The sequence below is a fragment of the Streptomyces sp. NPDC058683 genome (assembly GCF_042716195.1).
Classification (GTDB): Bacteria; Actinomycetota; Actinomycetes; order Streptomycetales; family Streptomycetaceae; genus Streptomyces.
The window spans coordinates 134,414-156,490 of record NZ_JBHXSK010000015.1; the positions used below are offsets into that span (position 1 = coordinate 134,414).

Here is a 22,077-nt window from a genome sequence, read left to right on the forward strand (position 1 = left end):
GCCCCCCACTAAAACCTCTATTATTTTTACCCCACACGGCCACCCCCCCACAACCCGGGGGGCCCCGGGGGGGGGGGCGCCCCCACCTCTCGATGGCCGGTAGGGACCCGGTCAGGTCACGTCGTCGTAGCCGTTGACCCGCTCCGGGGTCTCGGGCAGCGCGCGGCTGGCGGAGACGGTCTCGATCTCGCCGATGTCGTCGGGCGTGAGGTCGAGGTCGGAGGCCTCGTCGTCGCCGGGACCCGCGGCGTCGCGGCGGCGCCTGCGCCGGTCGTTGACCAGCGAGAAGAGGACCGCACCGAAGTACAGCACCCAGATCGGCCCGGCGAGCGCCAGCATGGAGAGCGGGTCGGTGCTCGGGGTGGCGACGGCGGCGAAGACCGTGATCCCGAGGATCATCGCCCGCCACCAGCCGAGCATCCGCCGGCCGGTGACGATGCCGGTGAGATTGAGCATCACCAGCAGCAGCGGCAGCTCGAAGGAGAGCCCGAAGACGATCACCATGCGGGTGACCAGCTGGAGCAGGTCGTCCAGCGGCAGCAGGTTGCTCACGCTGTGCGGGGTGAACTGGAGGAGCACCTTCGCGGTGGTCGGCAGGACCTTGTACGCGAAGAACGCGCCGCCGAAGAAGAGCGGAACGCCGGTGGCGACGAACGCGTAGGCGTACTTCTTCTCGCTCCGGTGCAGACCGGGCGCGACGAACGCCCACAGCTGGTACAGCCAGACCGGCGAGGCGAACACCACGCCCGCCATCAGCGAGACCTGGAGGGCCAGCGTGAAGGGCGCGAGCAGACCGTTGATCGTGATCTGCGCGCAGGGGTGGGAGTCGGACTTGGCCCTGGCCAGTTCCCCGAAGGCCTGCTCACAGCCGACCGAGTCGAGGACCGGCTTGGTGAGGAAGTTGATGATGTCGTTGTAGAAGAAGGCGGCGACCACCGTCACGAGGACGATCGCCAGCATGGCCTTCGCGAGCCGGTTGCGGAGCTCACGAAGGTGATCTCCGAGAGGCATCCGCCCCTCGGGATCCCTCTCCTGTTTGCGGGCAGACTTGGGCAACCCACGTCCTCATCTCGTGCGGCAGGCCGGGGGTCACCGGCCTTGCGTCAGCGCTGGGTGGTGTCCGACGGCTCGTTGACCGGGCGGGAGCTGGTCACGTCGCCGGGAGCCGCCTGGATGGTGCGCTGGGCCTGGGCCTGCTCGCCGGAGGCGGGCGCCTGGGCGGAGGAGGAGGTGGTGGTGCTGTTGCTGCCGTCTTCCTTCATCGCCTTGGCTTCGCTCTTGAGGATGCGCGCGGACTTGCCGAGCGAGCGAGCCATGTCCGGAAGCTTCTTCGCGCCGAACAGCAGGATGACGACGACAAGGATGAGAATGATCTCGGGAGCTCCGAGCCTTCCGAACATAAGTCTTTACCTTCTCACCGAGGCGGCTGGATGGGATGCTGTCCGATCCGTCGGACATGCGTCCGAGTAATCATGCTGACAGCGATCGTAACGCTCAGGGGTAAACGTCAGGCAATCCCTGTGCGTACGCCCGGTCCGCGGTACGGGCCTCGTTCTCCGCGCCGCGATCAGCAGCGTACCCGCCGCGGTGGGCGCCGTGACAGGGCGAAGTGACGCAAAGCGCTTATGGCGCAGTACTCACATCGGTTCCACAGCAGGTCTCAGAGGGTGTCCACAGTGCGCGCGGCGCTCGCCGCCGCCCGCTCCAGGTCCTCGGCGGCCCGGTTGATGCGCCGCGCCGAGTCCGTGACCTGCGCTCCCAGCAGCCGCGCCGCCAGGAAGACCCGGACGGCGAGCACGCCGAGCACGGCGAGACCCACGAAACCCACAGCTACCGCGAACATCGGCCAGAACATGCGGATGAGCCTAGACGGTGGGGTGCAGCCGCAGGGTCCTGACCCCGCCGCCGGTCAGCAGCTCGATGATCCGCTCGCCCGCGGGCTTGCGGACCAGGACGCCGCAGTCGGGGCAGGTGAAGGAGTAGAACGTGGTCTTGCTGGTGGCTCCGATGGCCAGCCGCAGGGCGCTCGCGGTGAGCTCGAAACTGCCCCGGCAGTCCGGGCAGCCGGCCTTGAACACCACGGGGACCACTCTTCTCATCCCGGCGAACGCGGCCGCGACCGTCACGTCCCTCGCGCCTGCGACACCGGAACCCGAAGACTCGTTCAAATCCCTCGCCCCTCCTTCGCGCTCCGCCGCCTCACTCATGCCCTTCCTCATCGCCGTACCCAGCACGGTCGTACGCCGCCAGGGCCTCGCGGGCCGCCCGGCGGGCGCTGTCGGCCAGCTCGGGCGGCGACACGATCCGGCCGTCGCCGCCGAGCCTGAGGGCCAGCCGGCGCAGGGAGGCCGGATCGGGGGTGCGCAGAGTAATACGCAGCCCGCCGTCGGGAAGCTCATCCGCGCTGTCGTGCGGGTAGTACTCGGCGACCCAGCGGCCGGCCGGGCCGACCTCGACGACCACCTCGGGGTCCTCGGCGGCCGGCTGCACCAGGGCCTCGGACAGGTCCCGCAGCTCGATCTCGGGGGGCGCGGACGGCTCGTCGAGGATCTTGATCTCGGCGACCCGGTCGAGGCGGAAGGTGCGCCGGGCCTCGGAGCGGCGGCACCAGGCCTCCACGTAGGTGTGCCCGACGCTGACCAGGCGGATGGGGTCGATCTCGCGCTCGGTGACCTCGTCGCGGGCCGGCGAGTAGTAGCGGATCCACAGCCGGCGGCGCTCGGAGATCGCCCGGTCGACGTCGGCGAAGACCCCGCCCTCGGACTCGAAGGTCACCGACAGCCGGGCGCTGGCGCCGGCCGCCTCGCCGGCCGCGGTCTCCACCTTGGCGGTGGCCCGCAGCAGCGCCTGCCGGTCGCCCTCGCGCAGTCCGGGCAGCGTGGACACGGCACGGGCGGCCACCAGCAGCGCGGTCGCCTCGTCGGCGGCCAGCCTCAGCGGCTCGGCGGCCTCCTCGCCGAGCGCGGCCGCGTTGTGCCACCAGATGCGCTCGCCGTCGGTGTCGATGTCCAGCAGATCGCCGCCCCGGAAGCTGGTGCCGCACATGGGCAGCACATCCAGGTCGGAGACCAGCTCGTCCTCGGTGATGCCGAAGGCCCGGGCCACGTCCGCGATCCGGGCGCCGGGGCGCTCGCGCAGATAGGTCACCAGGGAGAGCATCCGCCGGGTCTGGTCGATGGCGTTCACGGGCCTGACCGGTTTGCCTGCCACTGTCTTGCTCCGCTCCCCCTCAGCCCTTGGCCACGGCACGCAGCCGGTCCACCACGTCCGCGCGCAGCTCGGCCGGCTCCAGGACCACCACGTCCGGCCCGAACTCCACCAGCCAGGCGTCCAGACCGTGCCCGTACGGAATCTCCAACTCGTCCCAGCCGTCGCCGAGTTCCCGGACCGTCGTGGCCTTCGCCCGAAGGGGGTAGCCGGCGCCCGAGCGCAGCCGGATCAGCGCCGAGCGGTCGGCGATCTCACCGGCCCAGCTCGCGACGGTCTCCCGGACGGTGACCACGTCCGGGACGGGCACGGTGAAACGGGTGCTCCGGGAGCGCACCCGGCCGGTGATCCGGGACAGCCGGAACACCCGCTCGGCACCCCGGTCCCGGTCCCAGCCCGCCAGGTACCAGTGGCCGCGCCAGCACTCCAGGGCCCACGGCTCCACGTGCCGGGGCTCGGGGCGGGCGGCGGTGGCCTTGCGGTAGTCGAAGACGACCGGGCGGCGGTCGCGGCAGGCCAGCATCAGCGGCTCGAAGGCGGCCTCGTGCACCGGGATGCGTGGCTCCAGGGCGCCGTGCGACTCGTACGGGTCGACGTCCTCGGGCAGCCCGGCGGCGCGCAGCTTCTGCAGGGCGCCGCTGGCCGCGCCGGCCAGCCGGGCCTGCTGCCAGACCTTGGCGGCCAGCCCGAGGGCAGCGGCCTCCTCGGCGTCCAGCGTGATCGCGGGCAGGCGGTTGCCCTCGCGGCGGGCCAGATAGCCGACCTCGCCGTCCAGGTTCTCGACGGTCTCGATCACCAGTCCGAGCTCGCGCAGATCGTCCTTGTCCCGCTCGAACATCCGGTTGAAGGAGTCGTCGGACCCGGCTGCACCCTTTCCCGGCCCGGAGGCCACACCCCTACCCGGCCCAGAGGCCTCGACGTATGCCTCGATGGAGTCCCGCAGCTCACGCTTGCTGAGCGGCCGTCCCGTCCCCAGCAGACACAGCGCCAGGTTCATCAGCCGCTCGGCCTTGGCAATGGCCATCGACGCCCTTCGCCTTCCCTATGGTGCTTCTGACCGATGACCGTACCGCTCCGGAGTGGCACGGCAAAAGCCAGTACAAACAATGACGACCGAAACGGACAGGACACGACAAACACCGAGGGCCCGCGCACACGGCACGGGCCCTCGTCCAGCCGGTTTCCGACCAGGGCGATCAGCGCCGGAACGGCGCCGACCAGGCACGGGGCTCAGACCCCGAGCAGGTCCACGACGAAGATCAGCGTCTCACCGGGCTGGATCAACGGGCTCGGGCTCTGGTTGCCGTAGGCGAGGTGGGCCGGGATGGTCAGCTGGCGGCGGCCGCCGACCTTCATGCCCTCCACACCCTGGTCCCAGCCCTTGATGACACGGCCTCCGCCCAGCGGGAAGCGGAACGGCGTGCCCCGGTTCCAGCTGGCGTCGAACTCCTCACCCGTACTGAACGCGACACCCACGTAGTGCACGGTGACGGTCTGGCCGGCCTCGGCCACCTCGCCGTCGCCCTCCCAGATGTCCTTGATCTCCAGGTCGGCCGGGGGCTCGCCGCCCGGGAAGTCGATCTCGGGCTTGTCGATGCTCACGTCTCTCGCTCCTGCTTGTGTACGACACGGAACCGGGACAGTCTTTCATCCCCGCCCGGCTCCCGCCCGCGCGACTACATCGCCGCCAGGATGTCCACCGAGAACACCAGCGTCGAACCCTTCTTCACCACACCACCGCTCGGCGGGTTGTTCCCATAGGCCAGATCCGGCGGTACGACGATCAGCAGCCGGCTGCCCACCTTCTTCCCGGTGATGCCCTGCGCCAGCCCCTTGACGACCTCCTGCATCTGCGCGATCGCGAACTGGGCCAGCCGCCCGCTGTCGTAGGTCTGCTCGAAGGTCTTGCCGCTGTCCCAGACCTCGCCCTTGAACTGGCACAGGACCGTCTCCGACGACTTCACCTCCGCGCCGTCACCCTCCAGGACGTAGTTCGACACCAGCGTCTTCGGCGGGTCGGCCTTGGGGATGTCGATCGACGGAGCCTTGCCGTCGGTGTTGGTGCCGACCTTGGGCAGCGCGGAGTCGCTCTGCGCGACCTCCTTGCCGGTGCTGGAGCTCTTGGAGTTGAACGAGTTCAGCACATCCACCACGAACACCAGCGTGTCCGTGCCCTTGATACCCGCCTGCGAGTTGCCCGACGTGCCGTAACCCCAGGTCGGCGGCACGGCCATCAGAACCCGGCTGCCGACCTTCTTCCCGGCCAGCGCGTACCGCCAGCCGTCGATGATGCTGCCCTGGGCAAGCTGCATGAGCAGCGGGGTACGGTCGTACGACTGGTCGAAGACCTTCGCCGTGGACCAGATCTGCCCGAGGTAGTTGGCCTGGATGAAGTCGTTCTCCGCGACCGCCTTGCCGCCGCCCGCGATCACCGTCTTGACCGCCAGGTCCTTCGACGGATCCCCGGAACCCTTGGCCACCGTCGGCTTCTCGTCGAACTTCGTCCCCGCCGTGATCGCCGGCAACGGCCCGTCCACGATCTTCGGCGGCGGCACCGAGGAGGCGGAGGCCGACGGCGCCGCGCTGGCCTTGCTGGAAGCGGACTTGTCGTCGCCGCACGCGGCGAGCGTTACCAGTCCTGCGGGTACGGCGGCAAGGAGAAGAGAGCGTCGGCGCACGGAAACAGCCTCATAATCGATCGATCTTGCGGATGCGTGCGCGCAACTCTACGACGTGACACGGGCGCCGTACGGTAAACGTACGGCGCCCGTGTGGCGTTCGCTCACATACCGGCGATGAGCTTCTCCACCCGGTCGTCGACCGAACGGAACGGGTCCTTGCACAACACCGTCCGCTGTGCCTGGTCATTGAGCTTCAGATGCACCCAGTCGACCGTGAAGTCGCGCCGCTGCTCCTGAGCCCTCCGGATGAAGTCACCGCGCAGGCGCGCCCGAGTCGTCTGCGGCGGTACCGACTTGCCCTCGAAGATCTTCAAGTCATTGCAGATCCGCGCGGCTTGACCCTTCCTCTCCAGCAGGTAATACAGACCCCGACGACGGTGGATGTCGTGATAAGCGAGGTCTATCTGCGCCACCCGCGGATGAGACATGGTCATGTTGTGCTTGGCCCGGTACCGCTCGATGAGCTTGTACTTCATCACCCAGTCGATCTCGGTGCCGATCCGGTCCAGGTCCTCGGCCTCGATCGCGTCCAGGGTCCGGCCCCACAGCTCCAGGACCTGGTCGACCGTGCCGGTACGGATACCGCGGCGCTCGACGAAGTCCACGGCCTTCTCGTAGTACTCCCGCTGCACCTCCAGGGCGGAGGCCTCACGGCCACTGGCCAGACGCACCTTGCGCCGGCCCGTGATGTCATGGCTGACCTCGCGGATCGCCCGGATCGGGTTCTCCAGGGTCAGGTCCCGCATCACCGTGCCCGCCTCGATCATGCGCAGCACCAGGTCGGTGGCACCGACCTTGAGCAGCATGGTCGTCTCGGACATGTTCGAGTCGCCGACGATGACATGGAGCCGGCGGTAGCGCTCCGCGTCCGCGTGCGGCTCGTCGCGCGTGTTGATGATCGGCCGGGAGCGGGTCGTCGCCGAGGAGACACCCTCCCAGATGTGCTCCGCCCGCTGACTGACGCAGTACACCGCACCGCGCGGCGTCTGCAGCACCTTGCCGGCGCCGCACAGCAGCTGCCGGGTCACCAGGAACGGAATGAGGATGTCCGCGAGCCGGGAGAACTCCCCGTGCCGCGCCACCAGATAGTTCTCGTGGCAACCGTAGGAGTTGCCCGCCGAGTCCGTGTTGTTCTTGAAAAGGTAGACGTCGCCCGCGATTCCTTCCTCGTGCAGGCGTCGTTCCGCGTCCACCAGGAGTCCTTCGAGAATGCGCTCGCCGGCCTTGTCGTGGGTGACCAGTTCGGTCACGTTGTCACACTCGGGTGTCGCGTATTCCGGATGTGAGCCCACGTCGAGATAGAGCCGGGCGCCGTTACGAAGAAAGACATTGCTGCTACGGCCCCATGACACGACACGGCGGAAGAGGTACCGCGCCACCTCGTCAGGCGACAGGCGGCGCTGTCCCCTGAACGTGCACGTGACGCCGTACTCGTTCTCCAGCCCGAAAATGCGGCGGTCCATGACTGAACATTACGCCCGATCCCCTGAGCTGAAACGGGGTTCGGCAGCACGATTTGGATCATTTTCCAATGAAGCCGCAACCACCGCGCCCCCACCGGGAGCTGCGAGGACCCGCCGCGTGACCACCAGGACCAGCAACGACACGCCCCCCGCCGCACCCGGTACCGCGAAGCCCCACAGCGCCCCGCCCGCCTCGACGACCGGGCCTGCCAGGCCCGTTCCCACCGACGCGCCCACTGTGAACGTCGTCACAAGCCAGGAGAAAGCCTCGGTGACCGTCCCGGTCGGCGCATGCCGGTCCACCAGCACGAACGCACATGCGATCGCCGGCGCCAGGAACACCCCCGCCAGCACGGTGAGCAACACCATGGCCACCGCACCCGGCATCACCATCAGCGGCAGATAACACACCGCCAGAAGCGCCACCAGCACCCGTAGTCGCACCGCCGGCTCCCCCCGCCAGAGCCGCGCCCCGTACACCGAGCCACCGAGCAGCGCGCCCAGCCCCAGCCCCGCCATCATCCAGCCGTACACCCCGTCACCACCGTGCTCGTCCGCGTACGGCACCGACGCCACCGTGATGGAACCCAGCGCGATCCCGACGAACAGGAACGCACCAAGCAGCGCCACCAGCCCGGACGACCGCAGCGCACCCAGCCAGTGCGCCGCACGCGGCGCCGAACGCCACGCGCGCGAAGGCGGCGAGACGACCACGGAAAGCGCCCCCAGCACGCCCACCGCGTTCACCACCAGCAGCGCCGCCTGCGCCGACCACAGCGACACGCACAACGTCACCAGCAACGGCCCCACCGTGAACATGACTTCCTGCGCCACCGCGTCCATGGCATACGCCGTGTGCACCTGGTCCTCCTTGCCGAGCACACTCGGCCACAGCGCACGCAGACCGCCCTCCAGTGGCGGCGTGAACAACCCCGCCGCGGCCACGCACGCGTAGGCGAGCGGCAGCGGATCGGTGCCGGCGAAGGCGAAACCGGCCATGGCGAGAGCCGACGCGACAGCCGCGGGCAACTGGACCCGCGGCTGCCCGTGCACGTCCACCAACCGGCCCAGCACCGGCTGGCCCACCGCGTTGGCGACGCCGTACACGGCCGCGAGCGCCCCCGCCAGGCTGTACGTACCGCCCTCCGCGCGCACGAACAGCACGATCGCGATCGCGGCCGTGGCGTTCGGCAGCCGCCCCACCAAGGTGCCCGTCAGCAGGCGGACCGCGTGCCTCGCCCTGAGGATCTCCAGGTATCCCGCGGCCATGACCCGCCTCCAAGTTTTACGTATAACTTCGACTCCCATACGTACCATGTGCGCAGTTCACCCGTCCAGACGAAGGAGCCCGCACCCGGTGGCACGCAGCAGCACGCGCCCCACGAGCCGCGACGTCGCCCAGGCCGCCGGCGTCTCCCAGGCAGCCGTGTCACTCGTACTCGGCGACAAATGGCGCGGCCGCGTCTCCGAGGCCACCGCCGAACGCGTGCGGGAAGCCGCCCGCGACCTCGGCTACCGCCCCAACCTCGCCGCCCGCAACCTCCGCCTCGGCCACACCCGCACCGTCCTCCTCGTCGTCCCCGCCCTCACCACCGAGTTCTTCGCCGGCGTCTACACCGGCGCCGCCCGCGTCGCCGCCGACCACGGCTTCGGCGTCGTCCTCTACCCCTCCCCCCAAGGCATCGGCCCCGCTCGCGACCCCTTCGCCTCCGCCCAGGCCGCCCTCGACGGCGTCATCGCCTCCTCCATGGCCGCCGACGCCCTCACCGCCATCCGCGGCGACCAGCTCCCCCTCGTGATGCTCGACAGCGACCCCGACGGCAGCCTCGGAGCCGCCACCGTCAACCTGGACATCGCCGACGGCGTACGCCAGGTCGCCGAACACCTGCTGGGCCTCGGCCACCGCCGCTTCCTCCACCTGGCCGCCGACATCCCCTCCTGGACCTTCGAGGTACGCGCCCGCGAGCTGGCCGCACGCACCGCCCAGGTGCCCGGCACCTCGGTACGCACCGTCCACGCCCCGATCTCCATCGAAGGCGCCCACACGGCCACCGAAGCCGCCCTCGCCGCACCCGGCCCCCACCCCACCGCCCTCGTCTGCGACGACGACAAACTCGCCGCCGGCGCCTACAAGGCCCTGCGCCGCCACGGCCTGCGCATCCCCGACGACATCTCCGTCACCGGCCTCGACGACCTCGCTCTCGCCACCGCCATCGACCCCGAACTCACGACCGTACGACTGGACGCCGAACTCTTCGGCGAACGCGGCATGCACGCCCTCCTCGCCGTCCTGGAAGGCCGCGCACCAGAAGGCCGGGACATCCCCGTCGAGCTGGTCGTACGAGGCTCCACAGCGCCCCCACCGCAGGCCTAGCCACATCTGGCCGCACACACACCCGCGCCCCGCCCGGACGACTCGCCGGGCGGGGCGCACAGAGCGGGTGGAAGCGGTGGCTACTCGACGTCTCCGCCGGACTCCTCCGCCTCGTCGGTGGCCGCAGCCGTGGCCGCACCCTCCGGCGACTCCAGCAACCGGGACAGCTGCGGGCCGCCGATACGCCTGAACTTGCGCTTCTGCGGACGCGTACGGTCCAGCAGCGCGACCTCCAGACGCTCCGCCGGAATCTCCCGCTGCGTGCCGTTCGACTCCCGCGACAGAGCCGTCACCGCCAGCTTCAGAGCCTCCGCGAGAGTCATACCGTCCCGGTGCTCCCGGTCCAGATAACTGCTGATCTGCTCCGCATTGCCACCGACCGCGACCGAACCGTGCTCATCGACGATCGAACCGTCATGCGGCAGCCGATAGATCTGGTCACCCTCCGGAGTCTCCCCGACCTCCGCGACCACCAGCTCCACCTCGTACGGCTTCTCGGCCGCACTGGAGAAGATCGTGCCCAGCGTCTGCGCATAGACGTTGGCAAGACCACGCGCCGTCACATCGTCACGGTCATAGGTGTAACCCCGCAGGTCGGCATAGCGCACACCACCGATCCGCAGATTCTCGTACTCGTTGTACTTCCCCGCGGCCGCGAAACCGATCCGGTCATAGATCTCGCTGAACTTGTGCAGCGCACGGGACGGGTTCTCACCGACGAACACGATGCCGTCGGCGTACTGGAGCACCACCAGACTCCGACCGCGCGCGATGCCCTTCCGGGCATACTCCGCACGGTCCGCCATGGCCTGCTGAGGTGAGACATAGAACGGCGTCGACACCGGTATCCGTCCCCTTCCTTAGGGTTCCGTCGAAGTCACTGGGATCACCTTCACAACAAGCGCCGGGCGCCTCAGAGCAGCGCCGCGCGCGGGCCGTCCGGCTCCTCCAGACGACGCGCCAGCACCGCACGGGCGAGACCGGAGGACTCGTCGTCGGTGAGCCGGCGGAACCCGTCCTCGGTGATCACGGTGATGATCGGGAAGATCCGGCGGGCGACATCGGGACCACCGGTCGCCGAATCGTCGTCGGCCGCGTCATACAGAGCCTGCACCACCAGAGTGGTCGCCTGCTCCTCGCTCAGGTCCTCACGGAACAGCTTCTTCATCGCCCCGCGCGCGAAGACCGAGCCGGAACCCGTCGCGGAGAAGTTGTGCTCCTCGGAACGGCCGCCCGTGACGTCGTACGAGAAGATCCGCCCCCTGCCCCGGTCCACGTCGAACCCCGCGAACAGCGGCACGACCGCCAGGCCCTGCATGGCCATACCGAGGTTGGACCGGATCATCGCCGACAGCCGGTTCGCCTTGCCCTCCAGCGACAGCTGCGCACCCTCGACCTTCTCGAAGTGCTCCAGCTCCAGCTGGAAGAGCTTGACCATCTCCACGGCGAGGCCGGCGGTGCCGGCGATGCCGACCGCCGAGTACTCGTCGGCCGGGAACACCTTCTCGATGTCGCGCTGGGCGATCACGTTCCCCATCGTGGCCCGACGGTCACCGGCGAGCACCACGCCCCCGGGGAAGGTCACCGCCACGATCGTCGTCCCGTGCGGCGCCTCGATCACCCCCTGCACGGGCGGCAACTGCCGCTTGCCGGGCAGCAAATCCGGCTGGTGGTCACCGAGAAAGTCCATGAACGAAGAGGACCCAGGCGTCAGGAAGGCAGCTGGTAGACGCCCGGTGCTACGAGTGTTGGCTTCCACGCGTTTCCTTCCAGGTAGTCGGCTGCTCGGTTGATCGTCTCGGGGTCGTCCCTCAACAGACCGATGGCCGAATTGCAGTTGAAGCACAGTACGCCTCGGACCCTACCCGTCTTGTGGCAGTGATCCACATGAACGGGCGGGGCGGATAGACAGATCGCGCGCGGCCCATGCTGGGAGGCGACCATCGCATCACGCTCGACTTCGGTGAGGCCGTACTTGCGTCGAAGATGATGCGCAGGCTGCACCGCCGCCCTGCGTGCCTTGCAGCGGCCGGCGAAGCCATCGCCCTTTCGGTGCCACTCGCTGTGCGGCTTCACTTCACCGCACCCCCGGCACCGCTTGTGCCCTTCAGGCACTCGTGCGGGGCCGAGGGGTTCCGGAGCCCGGCAGTGGTAGTTGGTCCTGCAGTCCCGGCAATGGCGCTGCAACCCATCCAGATTCGATCGCTTGCGATCGAACGCTGCGTGCGGCTTGCGCTCCCCGCACCGCACGCAGCGCTTTGCGCCTTCTTCGCTTGCCATCCAAAGCGCCCCCGGCACCTTCGATTCGAAGGCTACTCGCCACCCTTCTGGACGAATGAGCGAACGAAGTCCTCGGCATTCTCCTCAAGGACATCGTCAATCTCGTCCAGGACGGAGTCCACGTCGTCCGACAGCTTCTCGTGGCGCTCCTTGAGGTCCTCCGAAGCCTGCGCTTCCTGCGTCTGCTCCTCGGCCTCCTCGGTGGAACGTGTGGCCTTCTGCTGTCCGCCGCCGGTGTCCTTGGTTGCCATAACCCTCACCCCGCTCAGTTCGCGTTCGCCCGACATGGTCGACAGGTCGGCATTCCTGCCGATCGGTGGTGATCAGACCCTACAAGCCGGGTCCGACATCGGCCCCGCAGTTTCTCCAACGTACGGGGGCCACCTCGATGATTCCCGGGCGGCGGGGTTTTGACCCCGGCCGCCCGGTACGGTCCGGGTGCTGGTTCAGCCGCCGGAGAGGACCCTGACCAGGTCTTCTGCGGTGCGGCAGCGGTCCAGGAGCGCCTTGACGTGATTTCGCGTTCCGCGTAGTGGTTCCAGGGTTGGGACGCGCTGGAGGCTGTCCCGGCCCGGAAGGTCGAAGATGACCGAGTCCCAGCTGGCGGCGGCGACGTCGTCGGCGTACTGCTCCAGGCAGCGGCCGCGGAAGTACGCGCGGGTGTCCTCAGGCGGGCTCGTGCGGGCCTTGTCGACGTCGGCCTCGGCGAGCAGCCGCTTGATGCGTCCGCGGGCCGCGAGGCGGTTGTAGAGGCCCTTCTCGGCCCGTACGTCGGCGTACTGGAGGTCGAGGAGGTGGAGCTTGGCGGCGTCCCAGTCGAGGTCGTCGCGGCGCCGGTAGCCCTCCATGAGCTCCTTCTTGGCCACCCAGTCGAGTTCGCCGGAGAGACTCATGGGGTCGTTCTCCAGGCGGTTGAGGGTGTCCTCCCAGCGCTGCAGGACGTCCCGGGTCTGTTCGTCGGCGTCGGAGCCGTAGCGCTCCTCGACGTATTTCCGGGAGAGCTCGTAGTACTCCATCTGGAGCTGGACGGCGGTGAGTGTGCGGCCGCTGCGGAGCGTGACGAGGCGCTTGAGGCTGGGGTCGTGGGAGACCTGGTGGAGGGTCCGTACGGGCTGGTCGACGGCGAGGTCGACCGCGATGAAGCCGTCCTCGATCATCGAGAGGACCAGGGCCGTGGTCCCGAGCTTGAGGTAGGTCGAGATCTCCGAGAGGTTCGCGTCGCCGATGATCACGTGCAGCCGGCGGTATTTCTCGGCGTCCGCGTGCGGCTCGTCGCGGGTGTTGATGATGGGGCGCTTGAGGGTGGTCTCCAGGCCGACCTCGACCTCGAAGTAGTCGGCGCGCTGGCTGAGCTGGAAGCCGTGCTCATGGCCGTCCTGGCCGATGCCGACGCGGCCGGCGCCGGTGACGACCTGGCGGGAGACGAAGAAGGGGGTGAGGTGGCGCACGATGTCGGAGAAGGGGGTTTCCCGCTTCATCAGGTAGTTCTCGTGCGTGCCGTAGGAGGCGCCCTTGTTGTCGGTGTTGTTCTTGTACAGGTGGATGGGCTGGGCGCCGGGGAGCTGGGCGGCTCGTTCGGCGGCCTCGGCCATGATGCGTTCGCCGGCCTTGTCCCAGAGGACGGCGTCGCGGGGGTTGGTGACCTCGGGGGAGCTGTATTCGGGGTGGGCGTGGTCCACGTAGAGGCGGGCGCCGTTGGTGAGGATGACGTTGGCGAGGCCGATGTCCTCGTCGGTGAGCTGGCTGGCGTCGGCGGCCTCGCGGGCGAGGTCGAATCCTCGGGCGTCCCGCAGCGGGTTCTCCTCCTCGAAGTCCCAGCGGGCGCGGCGGGCCCGGTGCATCGCCGCCGCGTAGGCGTTGACGATCTGGGATGAGGTGAGCATGGCATTGGCATTGGGGTGGCCGGGGACGGAGATCCCGTACTCCGTCTCGATGCCCATTACTCGCCGTACGGTCATGCGGCCCTCCTTGCCCGGCGGAGCCCTCGGTCGTGGGCTCCGCTCGCGTACCGCTGGCGCTCCGGTGCGTGTGCGGTGCCCGTCCCCGCACTGCGCGACTCGGCGGTAGGAAAGAGCCTAGAACGCCTTTGCGCTGGTGGGGAGATCATTTGCGTCATTGCCTTGCTCGCCTCGGTTCCGGTTTTGGCCGGAAAAACAGTCGGCTGCGGGTACCCGGTGGGGGCACCCGCAGCCGCCCTGTGTTCTACAGGTACTGCCCGGTGTTTGCCACCGTGTCGATGGAGCGCCCGGTGTCGGCGCCCTGCTTTCCGGTGATGAGGGTACGGATGTAGACGATCCGCTCGCCCTTCTTTCCGGAGATTCGGGCCCAGTCGTCGGGGTTGGTGGTGTTGGGCAGGTCCTCGTTCTCCTTGAACTCGTCCACGCAGGCCTGGAGGAGGTGCGAGACGCGGATGCCCTTCTGCTTGTTGTCGAGGAAGTCCTTGATGGCCATCTTCTTGGCGCGGCCCACGATGTTCTCGATCATGGCGCCGGAGTTGAAGTCCTTGAAGTAGAGGACTTCCTTGTCACCGTTGGCGTAGGTGACCTCCAGGAAGCGGTTCTCCTCGGATTCCGTGTACATGTGTTCGACGGCCGTCTGGATCATGCTCTCGACGGTGGTCGTCTTGCTGCCGCCGTGCTCGCCGACGTCGTCGGGGTGCAGCGGGAGGCGTTCGGTGAGGTACTTGCCGAAGATGTCCTTGGCTGCCTCGGCGTCCGGGCGCTCGATCTTGATCTTCACGTCGAGGCGGCCGGGGCGGAGGATGGCGGGGTCGATCATGTCCTCGCGGTTGGAGGCGCCGATGACGACCACGTTCTGCAGGCCTTCGACACCGTCGATCTCGGCGAGCAGCTGGGGGACGATGGTGTTCTCCACGTCCGAGCTGACGCCGGAGCCGCGGGTGCGGAAGAGGGACTCCATCTCGTCGAAGAAGACGATGACGGGGGTGCCCTCGCTGGCCTTCTCCCGGGCACGCTGGAAGACGAGGCGGATCTGCCGCTCGGTCTCGCCGACGTACTTGTTCAGGAGCTCGGGGCCCTTGATGTTGAGGAAGAAGCTCTTGCCGGCGGCCTGGCCGGTGACCTCGGCGACCTTCTTGGCCAGCGAGTTGGCGACGGCCTTGGCGATGAGCGTCTTGCCGCATCCGGGCGGTCCGTAGAGCAGGACACCCTTGGGCGGGCGCAGTTCGTGCTCCTTGAACAGGTCCGGGTAGAGGTACGGCAGCTCGACCGCGTCGCGGATGGCCTCGATCTGGCCGCCGAGGCCACCGATCTGCTCGTAGCCGATGTCGGGGACCTCTTCGAGGACGAGTTCCTCGACCTCGCTCTTGGGAACGATCTCGTAGACGTAGCCGGAGCGGGGTTCCAGCAGCAGGGCGTCGCCGGGGCGGATGTTCACGTCCAGCAGCGGCTCGGCGAGCCGCACCACCCGCTCCTCGTCGGTGTGCCCCAGCACCAGGGCGCGTTCGCCGTCCTCGAGAATCTCCTTGAGGGTGACGATGTCGCCGACGCGCTCGTACTCCATGGCCTCGACCACGTTGAGCGCTTCGTTGAGCATGACTTCCTGGCCGCGCCTGAGCTCGTCCAGGTCAACGCTTGGGCTGACGTTCACCCGCAGTTTGCGGCCGCCGGTGAAGATGTCGGCGGTGCCGTCCTCGTTCGCTGTGAGGAAGACACCGAAGCCGGCCGGCGGCTGTGCGAGCCGGTCGACTTCCTCCTTGAGGGCCACGATCTGGTCGCGGGCCTCGCGGAGTGTGTTCGCGAGTCGTTCGTTCTGGGCGGACACGCCGGCCAGGTTCGTCTGCAGCTCGACGATCCGCTCTTCGAGAATCCTCGTGTGTCGCGGAGAGTCGGCGAGCTTGCGTCGCAGGACGGCGATCTCCTGCTCAAGGTAGGCAATCTGCCCGGCGGGGTCGTCGGACCCTCGTCCCGGGCGGATGCCGCGGTTCATGTCGTCGTCGTGGGCTGCCACGGTCCTCACCTCCTCCAAGGGGAGCTGGACGCTTCCAGACCCTACCTGGGTGGGTGTCGATTGAAACCCCTAGATCACAAAGACTGTCAAGGTGTGTCGTCGGTCACCCATCGCTTCTCCCTCGTGCCCGGTGGATACCCACTCAACGCGATTCAGAAGCTGCGTGTTCCAGGCCGGGAGCGGTCAAAACCCTTCGTGACTGACCGGAGTTGTCCGCTCCGATGCCGGTTCAGGGGTTGTGCCCCGGTGAGGGCTCCCTTACACAGAGCAACCGGTCGGGTGGCGCGGGTGATCGTGGGCACGGGTCGCGGGTTGGCTCAAGTCGATCGATCCGGTGGCCGAGCGCCGTTGTCCCGCGCGGCCGGGTGCGCCGTGCGCGCGGGTCGGAGGGCCCGCCGGGCGCGGTCGGGTGCGCGGCGGAGGGCACGGCCGGGGGTGGTTCGGGCGGGGGTAGGGTCGAAGGAGTTCAACACCCGCCGGGGCGGGACCGGGTGACCGCCTGGTCCGGCCGTCCGGCGCTTTCGACGGCAGGAGAGATGACCGTGCAGCAGGAGGCCCTGGCCGGCGCGGAGGCGCTTGAGGTCTGGATCGACCAGGATCTTTGTACGGGTGACGGGATCTGTGCCCAGTACGCCCCGGAGGTGTTCGAGCTGGACATCGACGGCCTGGCCTATGTGAAGGGCGTGGACGACGAGCTGCTGCAGGCGAAGGGGGCGACGGTGCCGGTGCCGTTGCCGCTGCTGACTGATGTGGTGGATTCGGCGCGGGAGTGTCCGGGCGAGTGCATTCATGTGCGCAGGGTCACGGACCGGGTCGAGGTGTACGGCCCGGACGCGGAGTGACTTTCCGGCCACCCCGCGTGGCCTGTGGGTCGTGCGGGTGCGGCGGTCAGACGCTGTGGGCGGCCGCGGGGGTGGAACGGACGAAGGTGTGGCCGTCCCAGCGCCAGGTGGCGCGGTTCTTCACGTCCGGGCAGCAACTGGGCACATTGTCCGAGGAATAGCCGAGCAGGGTCGCGGTGACCGTTCCGGCGGCGACGGTGAAGTCGGTGACCGTGAGCCGGTCCTTGGGGTCGACGAGGGTGGCGACGACGCGGGGGCGGGTGGCGTCGGCGGCCTGGGTGAGGACGTAGACGCCGTCGGGCGGGGTGCCCATGGCCGAGTCGCAGTGGACCACCGCCACGGTTTCCGGTCTGCCGTCGCCGTCGAGGTCGCCGGCGGCTTTCTTGACGACCATCTCCTTCACGGGGCCGCAGTCGAGGGGGAAGTCCACGCCGGTGACGCTGGGCGGCGCGGTGGCCGCGGGGGTGGGTTTCGTCTCGGTGCCGGCCGTGGGCTGGGCGGCCTTGGCCGCGCCCGGCTGGAAGAGGGATGACAGCGCGATGACGCCGGTCACAGCAGTGGCGGTCGCGAGCCAGTGCATGGGGCGGGGGTCGGTGTGAGCGAGCTCCGGGACCACGGATTGCTGCACTAGGAGTGTCTCCTGTGAGGCCTGTGCCGGTGGGGGATGGCCTGCATAGTGCCACACGTCACAGTGGGTGGGGAACGGCGGGGTGTGCTTCCGACGCCGGCCGACTCCCGCGACAGCCGGCGGGGCTTCCGCCACAGCTCCGGCGGGGTTCCGCCACAGCCGGCGAAGGTTCCGTGGTGCTGTGCCGCGTCGGCTGTCCTGCCGCGTCAACGCGTGAGCGCCGCTGCCGAGTTCCGGTCGGGTCGGGGGAACTCGGCAGCGGCGCTCGTACGTTGACGCTGCGACGCGATGACGGGACGGCTCAGCGGCCGGTGCCGCCGTCGGCGTTGGGACCGTCGTAGTCCTCGCCGTAGGCGCCCTTGGCGGGGCGGCGGCGGCGCATGGGCGGCTCGACGCCGTCCGCGAGGCGGCGGGCGGTGAGCAGGAAGCCGGTGTGGCCGATCATCCGGTGGTCGGGGCGGACGGCCAGGCCTTCGACGTGCCAGTTGCGGATCATCGTCTCCCAGGAGGTCGGCTCGTTGAAGCAGCCGATCTCGCGGATGGACTCGACGGTCCGCGCGAGCTGGGTGGTGGTGGCGACGTAGCAGCACAGGATGCCGCCGGGCACGAGCGCCTTGGAGACGGCCTCCAGGCACTCCCAGGGGGCGAGCATGTCGAGGATGACACGGTCGACGTCGGTGTCCGACAGGTTGTCCTGGAGGTCGCCGACGGTGAGCTGCCAGGCAGGGTGCGGGCCGCCGAAGTAGCGTTCCACGTTCTGCTGGGCGATCTCGGCGAAGTCCTCGCGGCGCTCGTAGCTGTGCAGCATGCCCTGGTCGCCGATGGCGCGCAGCAGGAAGCTGCTGAGCGAGCCGGAGCCGACGCCGGCTTCGACGACGCGGGCGCCGGGGAAGATGTCGGCGAAGGAGAGGATCTGCCCCGCGTCCTTGGGGTAGACGACGGCTGCCCCGCGGGGCATGGACAGGACGTAGTCGGGGAGCAGGGGGCGCAGCGCGAGGTAGGCGACGTTGCCGGTGGTGCGGACAACGCTGCCCTCGGGAGCGCCGATCAGTTCGTCGTGCGGGAAGGAGCCCTTGTGGGTGTGGAAGTTCTTCCCGGCTTCGAGCGTGAACGTGTAGTGGCGACCCTTGGGGTCGGTCAGCTGAACCTGGTCCCCGACCTTGAAGGGCCCGCGCCTGCGGGCGGCACCGGTCGGTTCGGACATGTGAACAGCCTACCGGGGTTTGTGGGGGCCACCGACCACGGGGAACGCGCTCCGCCCGGGCGGAGCGGGGCTCAGCTGGGGCGGGCCATGGCCCGTACGAAGGCGCGCTCAACGTCGGCCGCCGACAGGACACCGTAGATCTCGCCGGTCTCCTCGACCACCAGGTACTCGGTGGCGGGGGTGGCGCGCAGCACGTCGAGGAGGTCCTCTCCGGCCAGTTCCGCGGAGACGCGCATGCCGTCGGTGAGGTCCTGGGCGAGGCCGCTGACGGCGACCCAGGGGCGGCGGTGCTCGGGTACGCCGACGATGGCGGCCTCGCGGACCAGGGAGAGGGGGTTGCCGTCGGCGTCGACGACGACCAGGGCGCGGGCCCCGGCGGCGTTGGCGCGGCGCAGGGCCTCGGAGAGGGGCGTCTCGGTCTCCACGGGGACGGCGCGGCGGGTGAGGGTGCGGGCGCGCAGCTCCGGGAGGTGTTCGCGCAGCCTGGCCATGCGCAGGCTGTTGCCGGCGCCGGTCCAGATGATCGCGGCGAGGACGGCGGCGAGCAGGCCGTCGGTGAGGGCGTCCATGCCGTTGGCGTCCTCGGTGCCGCCGCCGAAGGCGCCCGAGTAGTTGAGCAGCGGGAGGCCGATCAGGACGGCGACGGCGAGGGCGCGGCCGACCCAGGCGGCGGCGACGGTGCCGCTCATGGGCCTGCCGGTGATCTTCCAGACGACGGCGCGGAGCATCCGGCCGCCGTCGAGGGGCAGGCCGGGCAGGAGGTTGAAGATGGCCACGATGAGGTTGGAGACCATCAGGCCGGCCAGCAGGACGCCGGGGACCGTGCCGGGCCGGACGGGCTGCATGGCGAGGTAGAAGAGGCCGGAGAGGACGAGGGAGAGCAGTGGGCCGACGAAGGCCAGCACGAACTCCCTTCCGGGGGTCTCGGCCTCCTTCTCGATCTCGGAGACGCCGCCGAAGAACTGCAGCTGGATACGGCGGACGGGGAGTTTGAAGCGGATCGCGGCGACCGTGTGGGCGAGTTCGTGGACCAGGACGGAGGCGTAGAAGGCGATGGCGAAGAAGAGGGAGACGAGGTAGCGGGCGGCGCCGAGTTCGGGCAACACGCGGTCGAGCTGGCCGCCGAAGACCCAGGTGATCAGCGCGGCGACGATGAACCAGCTGGGGGCGACGTACACGGGTACGCCGAAGGGCCGCCCCATGAGCAGTCCGCCGCCGGGTTCCCTGGGCCGCCGCGGCGGCTGCCCCTTCGCCATACCGGAGTGCGCGTGGCCACGCCCGCCGGTCTCGTCGGGGCGGGCGGCGCCGCTACCGCCGGTCCGGTCGGGGCCGGAGATACCAGCACCGCCGGTCTCGTCAGAGCCGGAAGCGCCGGGGGCGGCGGTCTCGTCGGTGGCGGGGGCCGGTGGTTCGGCAGGCGTCTTCGGGTTCTTGTTCTCCGGTGTGGGCGTCCCGGCGGGCGGTTCCGGCTTCGGCTCCGGTTTCCCGGTGCCGGCGGGCGTCCCGGCCCCTGGCGGAGTCGTCGGGGCGTCGGTGAGGTCCGGGCCTCCGTCGTTGGTCGGGGCCGTAGGACCTGCGGGCCGTTCGGTCGGTTCGCCGTCGTCCGACCGGGGCTGCCCGCTCCCGCCGCTCACGTCCACGGTGTCCCCTCGTTAGAAACGTCGTCTCCGGTCGATGGTATGCGGCCGTCGTGACGCGTTTCGCCCCGGCACCCCTTGTGTTGGCCGGGGCGTAGCGCGGGTTGGGTGACTGTCAGTGGCGGGCCGTATGGTCTGTGGTCATGGAGAGCAGCATCGAGGACGACTCGCCGGCTCAGGGCGCGGCCGTCCCTCAGGGGGAAGGGCCGGTCACGGCGGTGCGGGCGGCGGGGCCGCCGTCCTCGCTGTCACCGTCGCGGGCCAGTGACTTCATGCAGTGTCCGTTGCTGTACCGGTTCCGGGTGATCGACCGGCTGCCGGAGAAGCCGAGCGAGGCGGCGACCCGGGGGACGCTGGTGCACGCGGTCCTGGAGCGGCTCTTCGACGCGCCCGCCGCGGAGCGGACGGCGCCGCGGGCCAAGTCGCTGGTTCCGGGGCAGTGGGACCGGCTGCGGGAGAGCAGGCCGGAGGTCGGTGAGCTGTTCGCGGAGGATCCCGAGGGCGAGCGGCTGGCCCGTTGGCTGGGTGAGGCGGAGCAGCTCGTCGAGCGCTGGTTCACGCTGGAGGATCCGTCGCGGCTGGAGCCGGTGGAGCGGGAGCTGTTCGTCGAGACGGAGCTGGAGTCGGGTCTGCGGCTGCGCGGGATCATCGACCGGGTCGACGTGGCGCCGACGGGTGAGGTGCGGATCGTCGACTACAAGACCGGCAAGGCACCGCGACCGGAGTACGCCGAGGGCGCGCTGTTCCAGATGAAGTTCTACGCCCTGGTGGTGTGGCGGCTGAAGAACGTGGTGCCGAGGCGGCTGCAGCTGGTCTATCTCGGCAGCGGTGACGTGCTGACGTACGACCCGGTGCTCGCCGATCTGGAGCGGGTGGAGCGCAAGCTGCTCGCGCTGTGGGAGGCGATCCGGCAGGCGACGGAGTCCGGGGAGTGGCGGCCGCGTCCGACGAAGCTGTGCGGCTGGTGCGACCACCAGGCGCACTGCCCGGAGTTCGGCGGTACTCCCCCGCCGTACCCGCTGCCGGTGAGGTCGGCCGAGTCCGGGGACCTTCCGCAGGGCAGAATGGGCGCGGACTAGCGAAGGAGACTCACCGTGGCCATCCGCGTCCTACTGGTCGACGACCAGCCACTGCTGCGAACCGGGTTCCGGATGATCCTGGAGGCCGAGCAGGACATCGCGGTCGTGGGCGAGGCCGGAGACGGCCTTCAGGCTCTCGACCAGGTGCGCGCCCTCCAGCCGGATGTGGTGCTGATGGACATCCGGATGCCACGGATGGACGGCGTGGAGGCGACCCGGCAGATCACCGGTCCCGGCCGGGACGGCCCGGCGAAGGTGCTGGTGCTGACCACGTTCGATCTCGACGAGTACGTGGTGGAGGCGCTGCGTGCGGGCGCCAGCGGCTTCCTGTTGAAGGACGCCCCGGCCAACGAGCTGGTGCAGGCGATCCGGGTGGTGGCGGGCGGCGAGGCGATGCTGGCGCCGAGCATCACGCGCCGGCTGCTGGACAAGTACGCCACGCATCTGCCGTCCGGCGAGGAGCCGGTGCCGGACACCCTGCACACGCTCACCGACCGTGAGGTGGAGGTGCTGAAGCTGGTGGCGCGGGGGCTGTCGAACGCGGAGATCGCCGCCGATCTGTTCGTCAGCGAGACCACGGTGAAGACGCATGTGGGGCATGTGCTGACCAAGCTGGGGCTGCGGGACCGGGTGCAGGCGGCGGTGTACGCGTACGAGAGCGGTCTGGTGCGGCCCGGCGCGCAGTAGGCCGGGGAACGGCAAGGGCGCCCCCT

23 protein-coding genes are annotated in these 22,077 nt (G+C 69.5%); 4 read left to right on the forward strand and 19 right to left on the reverse strand.

The genetic code is table 11. From position 1 onward, the window contains the following. Window positions 1-111: 111 nt before the first annotated feature. The 10 genes from tatC to ACFWXC_RS18545 all read right to left on the reverse strand — a co-directional run bounded on the left by tatC (window position 112) and on the right by ACFWXC_RS18545 (window position 8,620). Window positions 112-1,056, reverse strand: coding sequence for a twin-arginine translocase subunit TatC (gene tatC, locus ACFWXC_RS18500; RefSeq protein WP_384479876.1), 945 nt, complete (start codon window positions 1,054-1,056; stop codon window positions 112-114). A gap of 47 nt (window positions 1,057-1,103) precedes the next feature. Continuing rightward, window positions 1,104-1,400 carry a Sec-independent protein translocase subunit TatA gene (tatA, locus tag ACFWXC_RS18505; protein ID WP_384479878.1) on the reverse strand — a complete coding sequence of 99 codons (297 nt, stop codon included), beginning with the start codon at window positions 1,398-1,400 and terminating at the stop codon, window positions 1,104-1,106. Window positions 1,401-1,660: 260 nt separating this feature from the next. Continuing rightward, the gene (locus ACFWXC_RS18510; protein ID WP_351700309.1) at window positions 1,661-1,855 is read right to left on the reverse strand and encodes a hypothetical protein; all 195 of its coding nucleotides are present in this window, start codon (window positions 1,853-1,855) and stop codon (window positions 1,661-1,663) included. A gap of 10 nt (window positions 1,856-1,865) precedes the next feature. After that, the gene (locus ACFWXC_RS18515; RefSeq protein ID WP_384479880.1) at window positions 1,866-2,207 is read right to left on the reverse strand and encodes a hypothetical protein; all 342 of its coding nucleotides are present in this window, start codon (window positions 2,205-2,207) and stop codon (window positions 1,866-1,868) included. Continuing rightward, complete coding sequence (locus tag ACFWXC_RS18520) at window positions 2,200-3,210, reverse strand: helix-turn-helix transcriptional regulator (protein WP_384479882.1); 1,011 nt, start codon at window positions 3,208-3,210, stop codon at window positions 2,200-2,202. The genes ACFWXC_RS18515 and ACFWXC_RS18520 overlap by 8 nt, the downstream gene beginning before the upstream one ends. Window positions 3,211-3,229: 19 nt before the next feature. After that, the gene (locus tag ACFWXC_RS18525; protein WP_384479884.1) at window positions 3,230-4,231 is read right to left on the reverse strand and encodes a helix-turn-helix transcriptional regulator; all 1,002 of its coding nucleotides are present in this window, start codon (window positions 4,229-4,231) and stop codon (window positions 3,230-3,232) included. Window positions 4,232-4,437: 206 nt separating this feature from the next. After that, window positions 4,438-4,809: an FKBP-type peptidyl-prolyl cis-trans isomerase gene (locus tag ACFWXC_RS18530; RefSeq protein WP_384479886.1), complete on the reverse strand. Its 372-nt coding sequence runs from the start codon at window positions 4,807-4,809 to the stop codon at window positions 4,438-4,440. 74 nt (window positions 4,810-4,883) lie between these two features. Further along, window positions 4,884-5,885 carry an FKBP-type peptidyl-prolyl cis-trans isomerase gene (locus ACFWXC_RS18535; RefSeq protein ID WP_384479888.1) on the reverse strand — a complete coding sequence of 334 codons (1,002 nt, stop codon included), beginning with the start codon at window positions 5,883-5,885 and terminating at the stop codon, window positions 4,884-4,886. A 104-nt stretch (window positions 5,886-5,989) separates the two neighbouring features. Continuing rightward, the gene (gene pafA / locus ACFWXC_RS18540) at window positions 5,990-7,351 is read right to left on the reverse strand and encodes a Pup--protein ligase (RefSeq protein ID WP_020117715.1); all 1,362 of its coding nucleotides are present in this window, start codon (window positions 7,349-7,351) and stop codon (window positions 5,990-5,992) included. A gap of 9 nt (window positions 7,352-7,360) precedes the next feature. After that, on the reverse strand, window positions 7,361-8,620 hold the full coding sequence (locus ACFWXC_RS18545) for an MFS transporter (protein ID WP_384479890.1): 1,260 nt from the start codon (window positions 8,618-8,620) through the stop codon (window positions 7,361-7,363). A gap of 88 nt (window positions 8,621-8,708) precedes the next feature. On the opposite strand from ACFWXC_RS18545, the gene ACFWXC_RS18550 reads away from it, so the two are divergent. Further along, on the forward strand, window positions 8,709-9,725 hold the full coding sequence (locus ACFWXC_RS18550) for a LacI family DNA-binding transcriptional regulator (RefSeq protein WP_384479892.1): 1,017 nt from the start codon (window positions 8,709-8,711) through the stop codon (window positions 9,723-9,725). 80 nt (window positions 9,726-9,805) lie between these two features. Here the strand turns inward: ACFWXC_RS18550 and prcA are convergent, their stop codons facing one another. The 6 genes from prcA to arc all read right to left on the reverse strand — a co-directional run bounded on the left by prcA (window position 9,806) and on the right by arc (window position 15,974). Next, window positions 9,806-10,567 (reverse strand): proteasome subunit alpha, encoded by a 762-nt coding sequence (gene prcA, locus ACFWXC_RS18555; protein ID WP_384479893.1) that lies wholly within the window; start codon window positions 10,565-10,567, stop codon window positions 9,806-9,808. A 71-nt stretch (window positions 10,568-10,638) separates the two neighbouring features. Continuing rightward, a complete protein-coding gene (prcB, locus tag ACFWXC_RS18560; RefSeq protein WP_384479895.1) occupies window positions 10,639-11,484 on the reverse strand; it encodes a proteasome subunit beta in 846 nt (281 codons plus the stop codon). Next, a complete protein-coding gene (locus ACFWXC_RS18565) occupies window positions 11,436-12,005 on the reverse strand; it encodes an endonuclease VII domain-containing protein (protein WP_384479897.1) in 570 nt (189 codons plus the stop codon). The genes prcB and ACFWXC_RS18565 overlap by 49 nt, the downstream gene beginning before the upstream one ends. Window positions 12,006-12,037: 32 nt before the next feature. Then, window positions 12,038-12,256 carry a ubiquitin-like protein Pup gene (locus tag ACFWXC_RS18570; RefSeq protein WP_351700277.1) on the reverse strand — a complete coding sequence of 73 codons (219 nt, stop codon included), beginning with the start codon at window positions 12,254-12,256 and terminating at the stop codon, window positions 12,038-12,040. A gap of 195 nt (window positions 12,257-12,451) precedes the next feature. Beyond that, window positions 12,452-13,963, reverse strand: coding sequence for a depupylase/deamidase Dop (gene dop / locus ACFWXC_RS18575; protein WP_384479899.1), 1,512 nt, complete (start codon window positions 13,961-13,963; stop codon window positions 12,452-12,454). 244 nt (window positions 13,964-14,207) lie between these two features. After that, a complete protein-coding gene (gene arc, locus ACFWXC_RS18580) occupies window positions 14,208-15,974 on the reverse strand; it encodes a proteasome ATPase (protein ID WP_384479901.1) in 1,767 nt (588 codons plus the stop codon). Between the two features lie 536 nt (window positions 15,975-16,510). Here arc and ACFWXC_RS18585 point away from each other — a divergent pair. Next, window positions 16,511-16,816, forward strand: a complete 306-nt coding sequence (locus tag ACFWXC_RS18585) for a ferredoxin (RefSeq protein ID WP_365796809.1) — start codon at window positions 16,511-16,513, stop codon at window positions 16,814-16,816. Between the two features lie 46 nt (window positions 16,817-16,862). Here ACFWXC_RS18585 and ACFWXC_RS18590 read toward each other — a convergent pair whose 3' ends face one another. The 3 genes from ACFWXC_RS18590 to ACFWXC_RS18600 all read right to left on the reverse strand — a co-directional run bounded on the left by ACFWXC_RS18590 (window position 16,863) and on the right by ACFWXC_RS18600 (window position 20,288). Continuing rightward, window positions 16,863-17,444, reverse strand: a complete 582-nt coding sequence (locus tag ACFWXC_RS18590) for a hypothetical protein (RefSeq protein WP_384479903.1) — start codon at window positions 17,442-17,444, stop codon at window positions 16,863-16,865. 301 nt (window positions 17,445-17,745) lie between these two features. After that, on the reverse strand, window positions 17,746-18,648 hold the full coding sequence (locus tag ACFWXC_RS18595) for a tRNA (adenine-N1)-methyltransferase (RefSeq protein ID WP_351700261.1): 903 nt from the start codon (window positions 18,646-18,648) through the stop codon (window positions 17,746-17,748). 71 nt (window positions 18,649-18,719) lie between these two features. Further along, window positions 18,720-20,288 (reverse strand): site-2 protease family protein, encoded by a 1,569-nt coding sequence (locus tag ACFWXC_RS18600; protein ID WP_384479905.1) that lies wholly within the window; start codon window positions 20,286-20,288, stop codon window positions 18,720-18,722. A gap of 140 nt (window positions 20,289-20,428) precedes the next feature. Here ACFWXC_RS18600 and ACFWXC_RS18605 point away from each other — a divergent pair, with 140 nt between their 5' ends. Both ACFWXC_RS18605 and ACFWXC_RS18610 read left to right on the forward strand, forming a co-directional pair. Continuing rightward, a complete protein-coding gene (locus ACFWXC_RS18605) occupies window positions 20,429-21,364 on the forward strand; it encodes a RecB family exonuclease (RefSeq protein WP_384479906.1) in 936 nt (311 codons plus the stop codon). A 15-nt stretch (window positions 21,365-21,379) separates the two neighbouring features. Next, entirely contained in the window at window positions 21,380-22,051 is a 672-nt protein-coding gene (locus ACFWXC_RS18610; RefSeq protein ID WP_020939010.1) for a response regulator transcription factor, read from the forward strand. Window positions 22,052-22,077 lie beyond the last annotated feature (26 nt).

Bases quoted from the DNA above. Each gene is read 5' to 3' on its own strand.
- ACFWXC_RS18525 (WP_384479884.1), bottom strand. From the start codon at position 4,231: ATGGCCATTGCCAAGGCCGAGCGGCTGATGAACCTGGCGCTGTGTCTG.
- ACFWXC_RS18515 (WP_384479880.1), bottom strand. From the start codon at position 2,207: ATGAGTGAGGCGGCGGAGCGCGAAGGAGGGGCGAGGGATTTGAACGAG.
- ACFWXC_RS18605 (WP_384479906.1), top strand. From the start codon at position 20,429: ATGGAGAGCAGCATCGAGGACGACTCGCCGGCTCAGGGCGCGGCCGTC.
- ACFWXC_RS18565 (WP_384479897.1), bottom strand. From the start codon at position 12,005: ATGGCAAGCGAAGAAGGCGCAAAGCGCTGCGTGCGGTGCGGGGAGCGC.
- ACFWXC_RS18585 (WP_365796809.1), top strand. From the start codon at position 16,511: ATGACCGTGCAGCAGGAGGCCCTGGCCGGCGCGGAGGCGCTTGAGGTC.
- ACFWXC_RS18545 (WP_384479890.1), bottom strand. From the start codon at position 8,620: ATGGCCGCGGGATACCTGGAGATCCTCAGGGCGAGGCACGCGGTCCGC.
- ACFWXC_RS18595 (WP_351700261.1), bottom strand. From the start codon at position 18,648: ATGTCCGAACCGACCGGTGCCGCCCGCAGGCGCGGGCCCTTCAAGGTC.
- ACFWXC_RS18510 (WP_351700309.1), bottom strand. From the start codon at position 1,855: ATGTTCTGGCCGATGTTCGCGGTAGCTGTGGGTTTCGTGGGTCTCGCC.
- tatA (WP_384479878.1), bottom strand. From the start codon at position 1,400: ATGTTCGGAAGGCTCGGAGCTCCCGAGATCATTCTCATCCTTGTCGTC.
- dop (WP_384479899.1), bottom strand. From the start codon at position 13,963: ATGACCGTACGGCGAGTAATGGGCATCGAGACGGAGTACGGGATCTCC.
- pafA (WP_020117715.1), bottom strand. From the start codon at position 7,351: ATGGACCGCCGCATTTTCGGGCTGGAGAACGAGTACGGCGTCACGTGC.
- ACFWXC_RS18570 (WP_351700277.1), bottom strand. From the start codon at position 12,256: ATGGCAACCAAGGACACCGGCGGCGGACAGCAGAAGGCCACACGTTCC.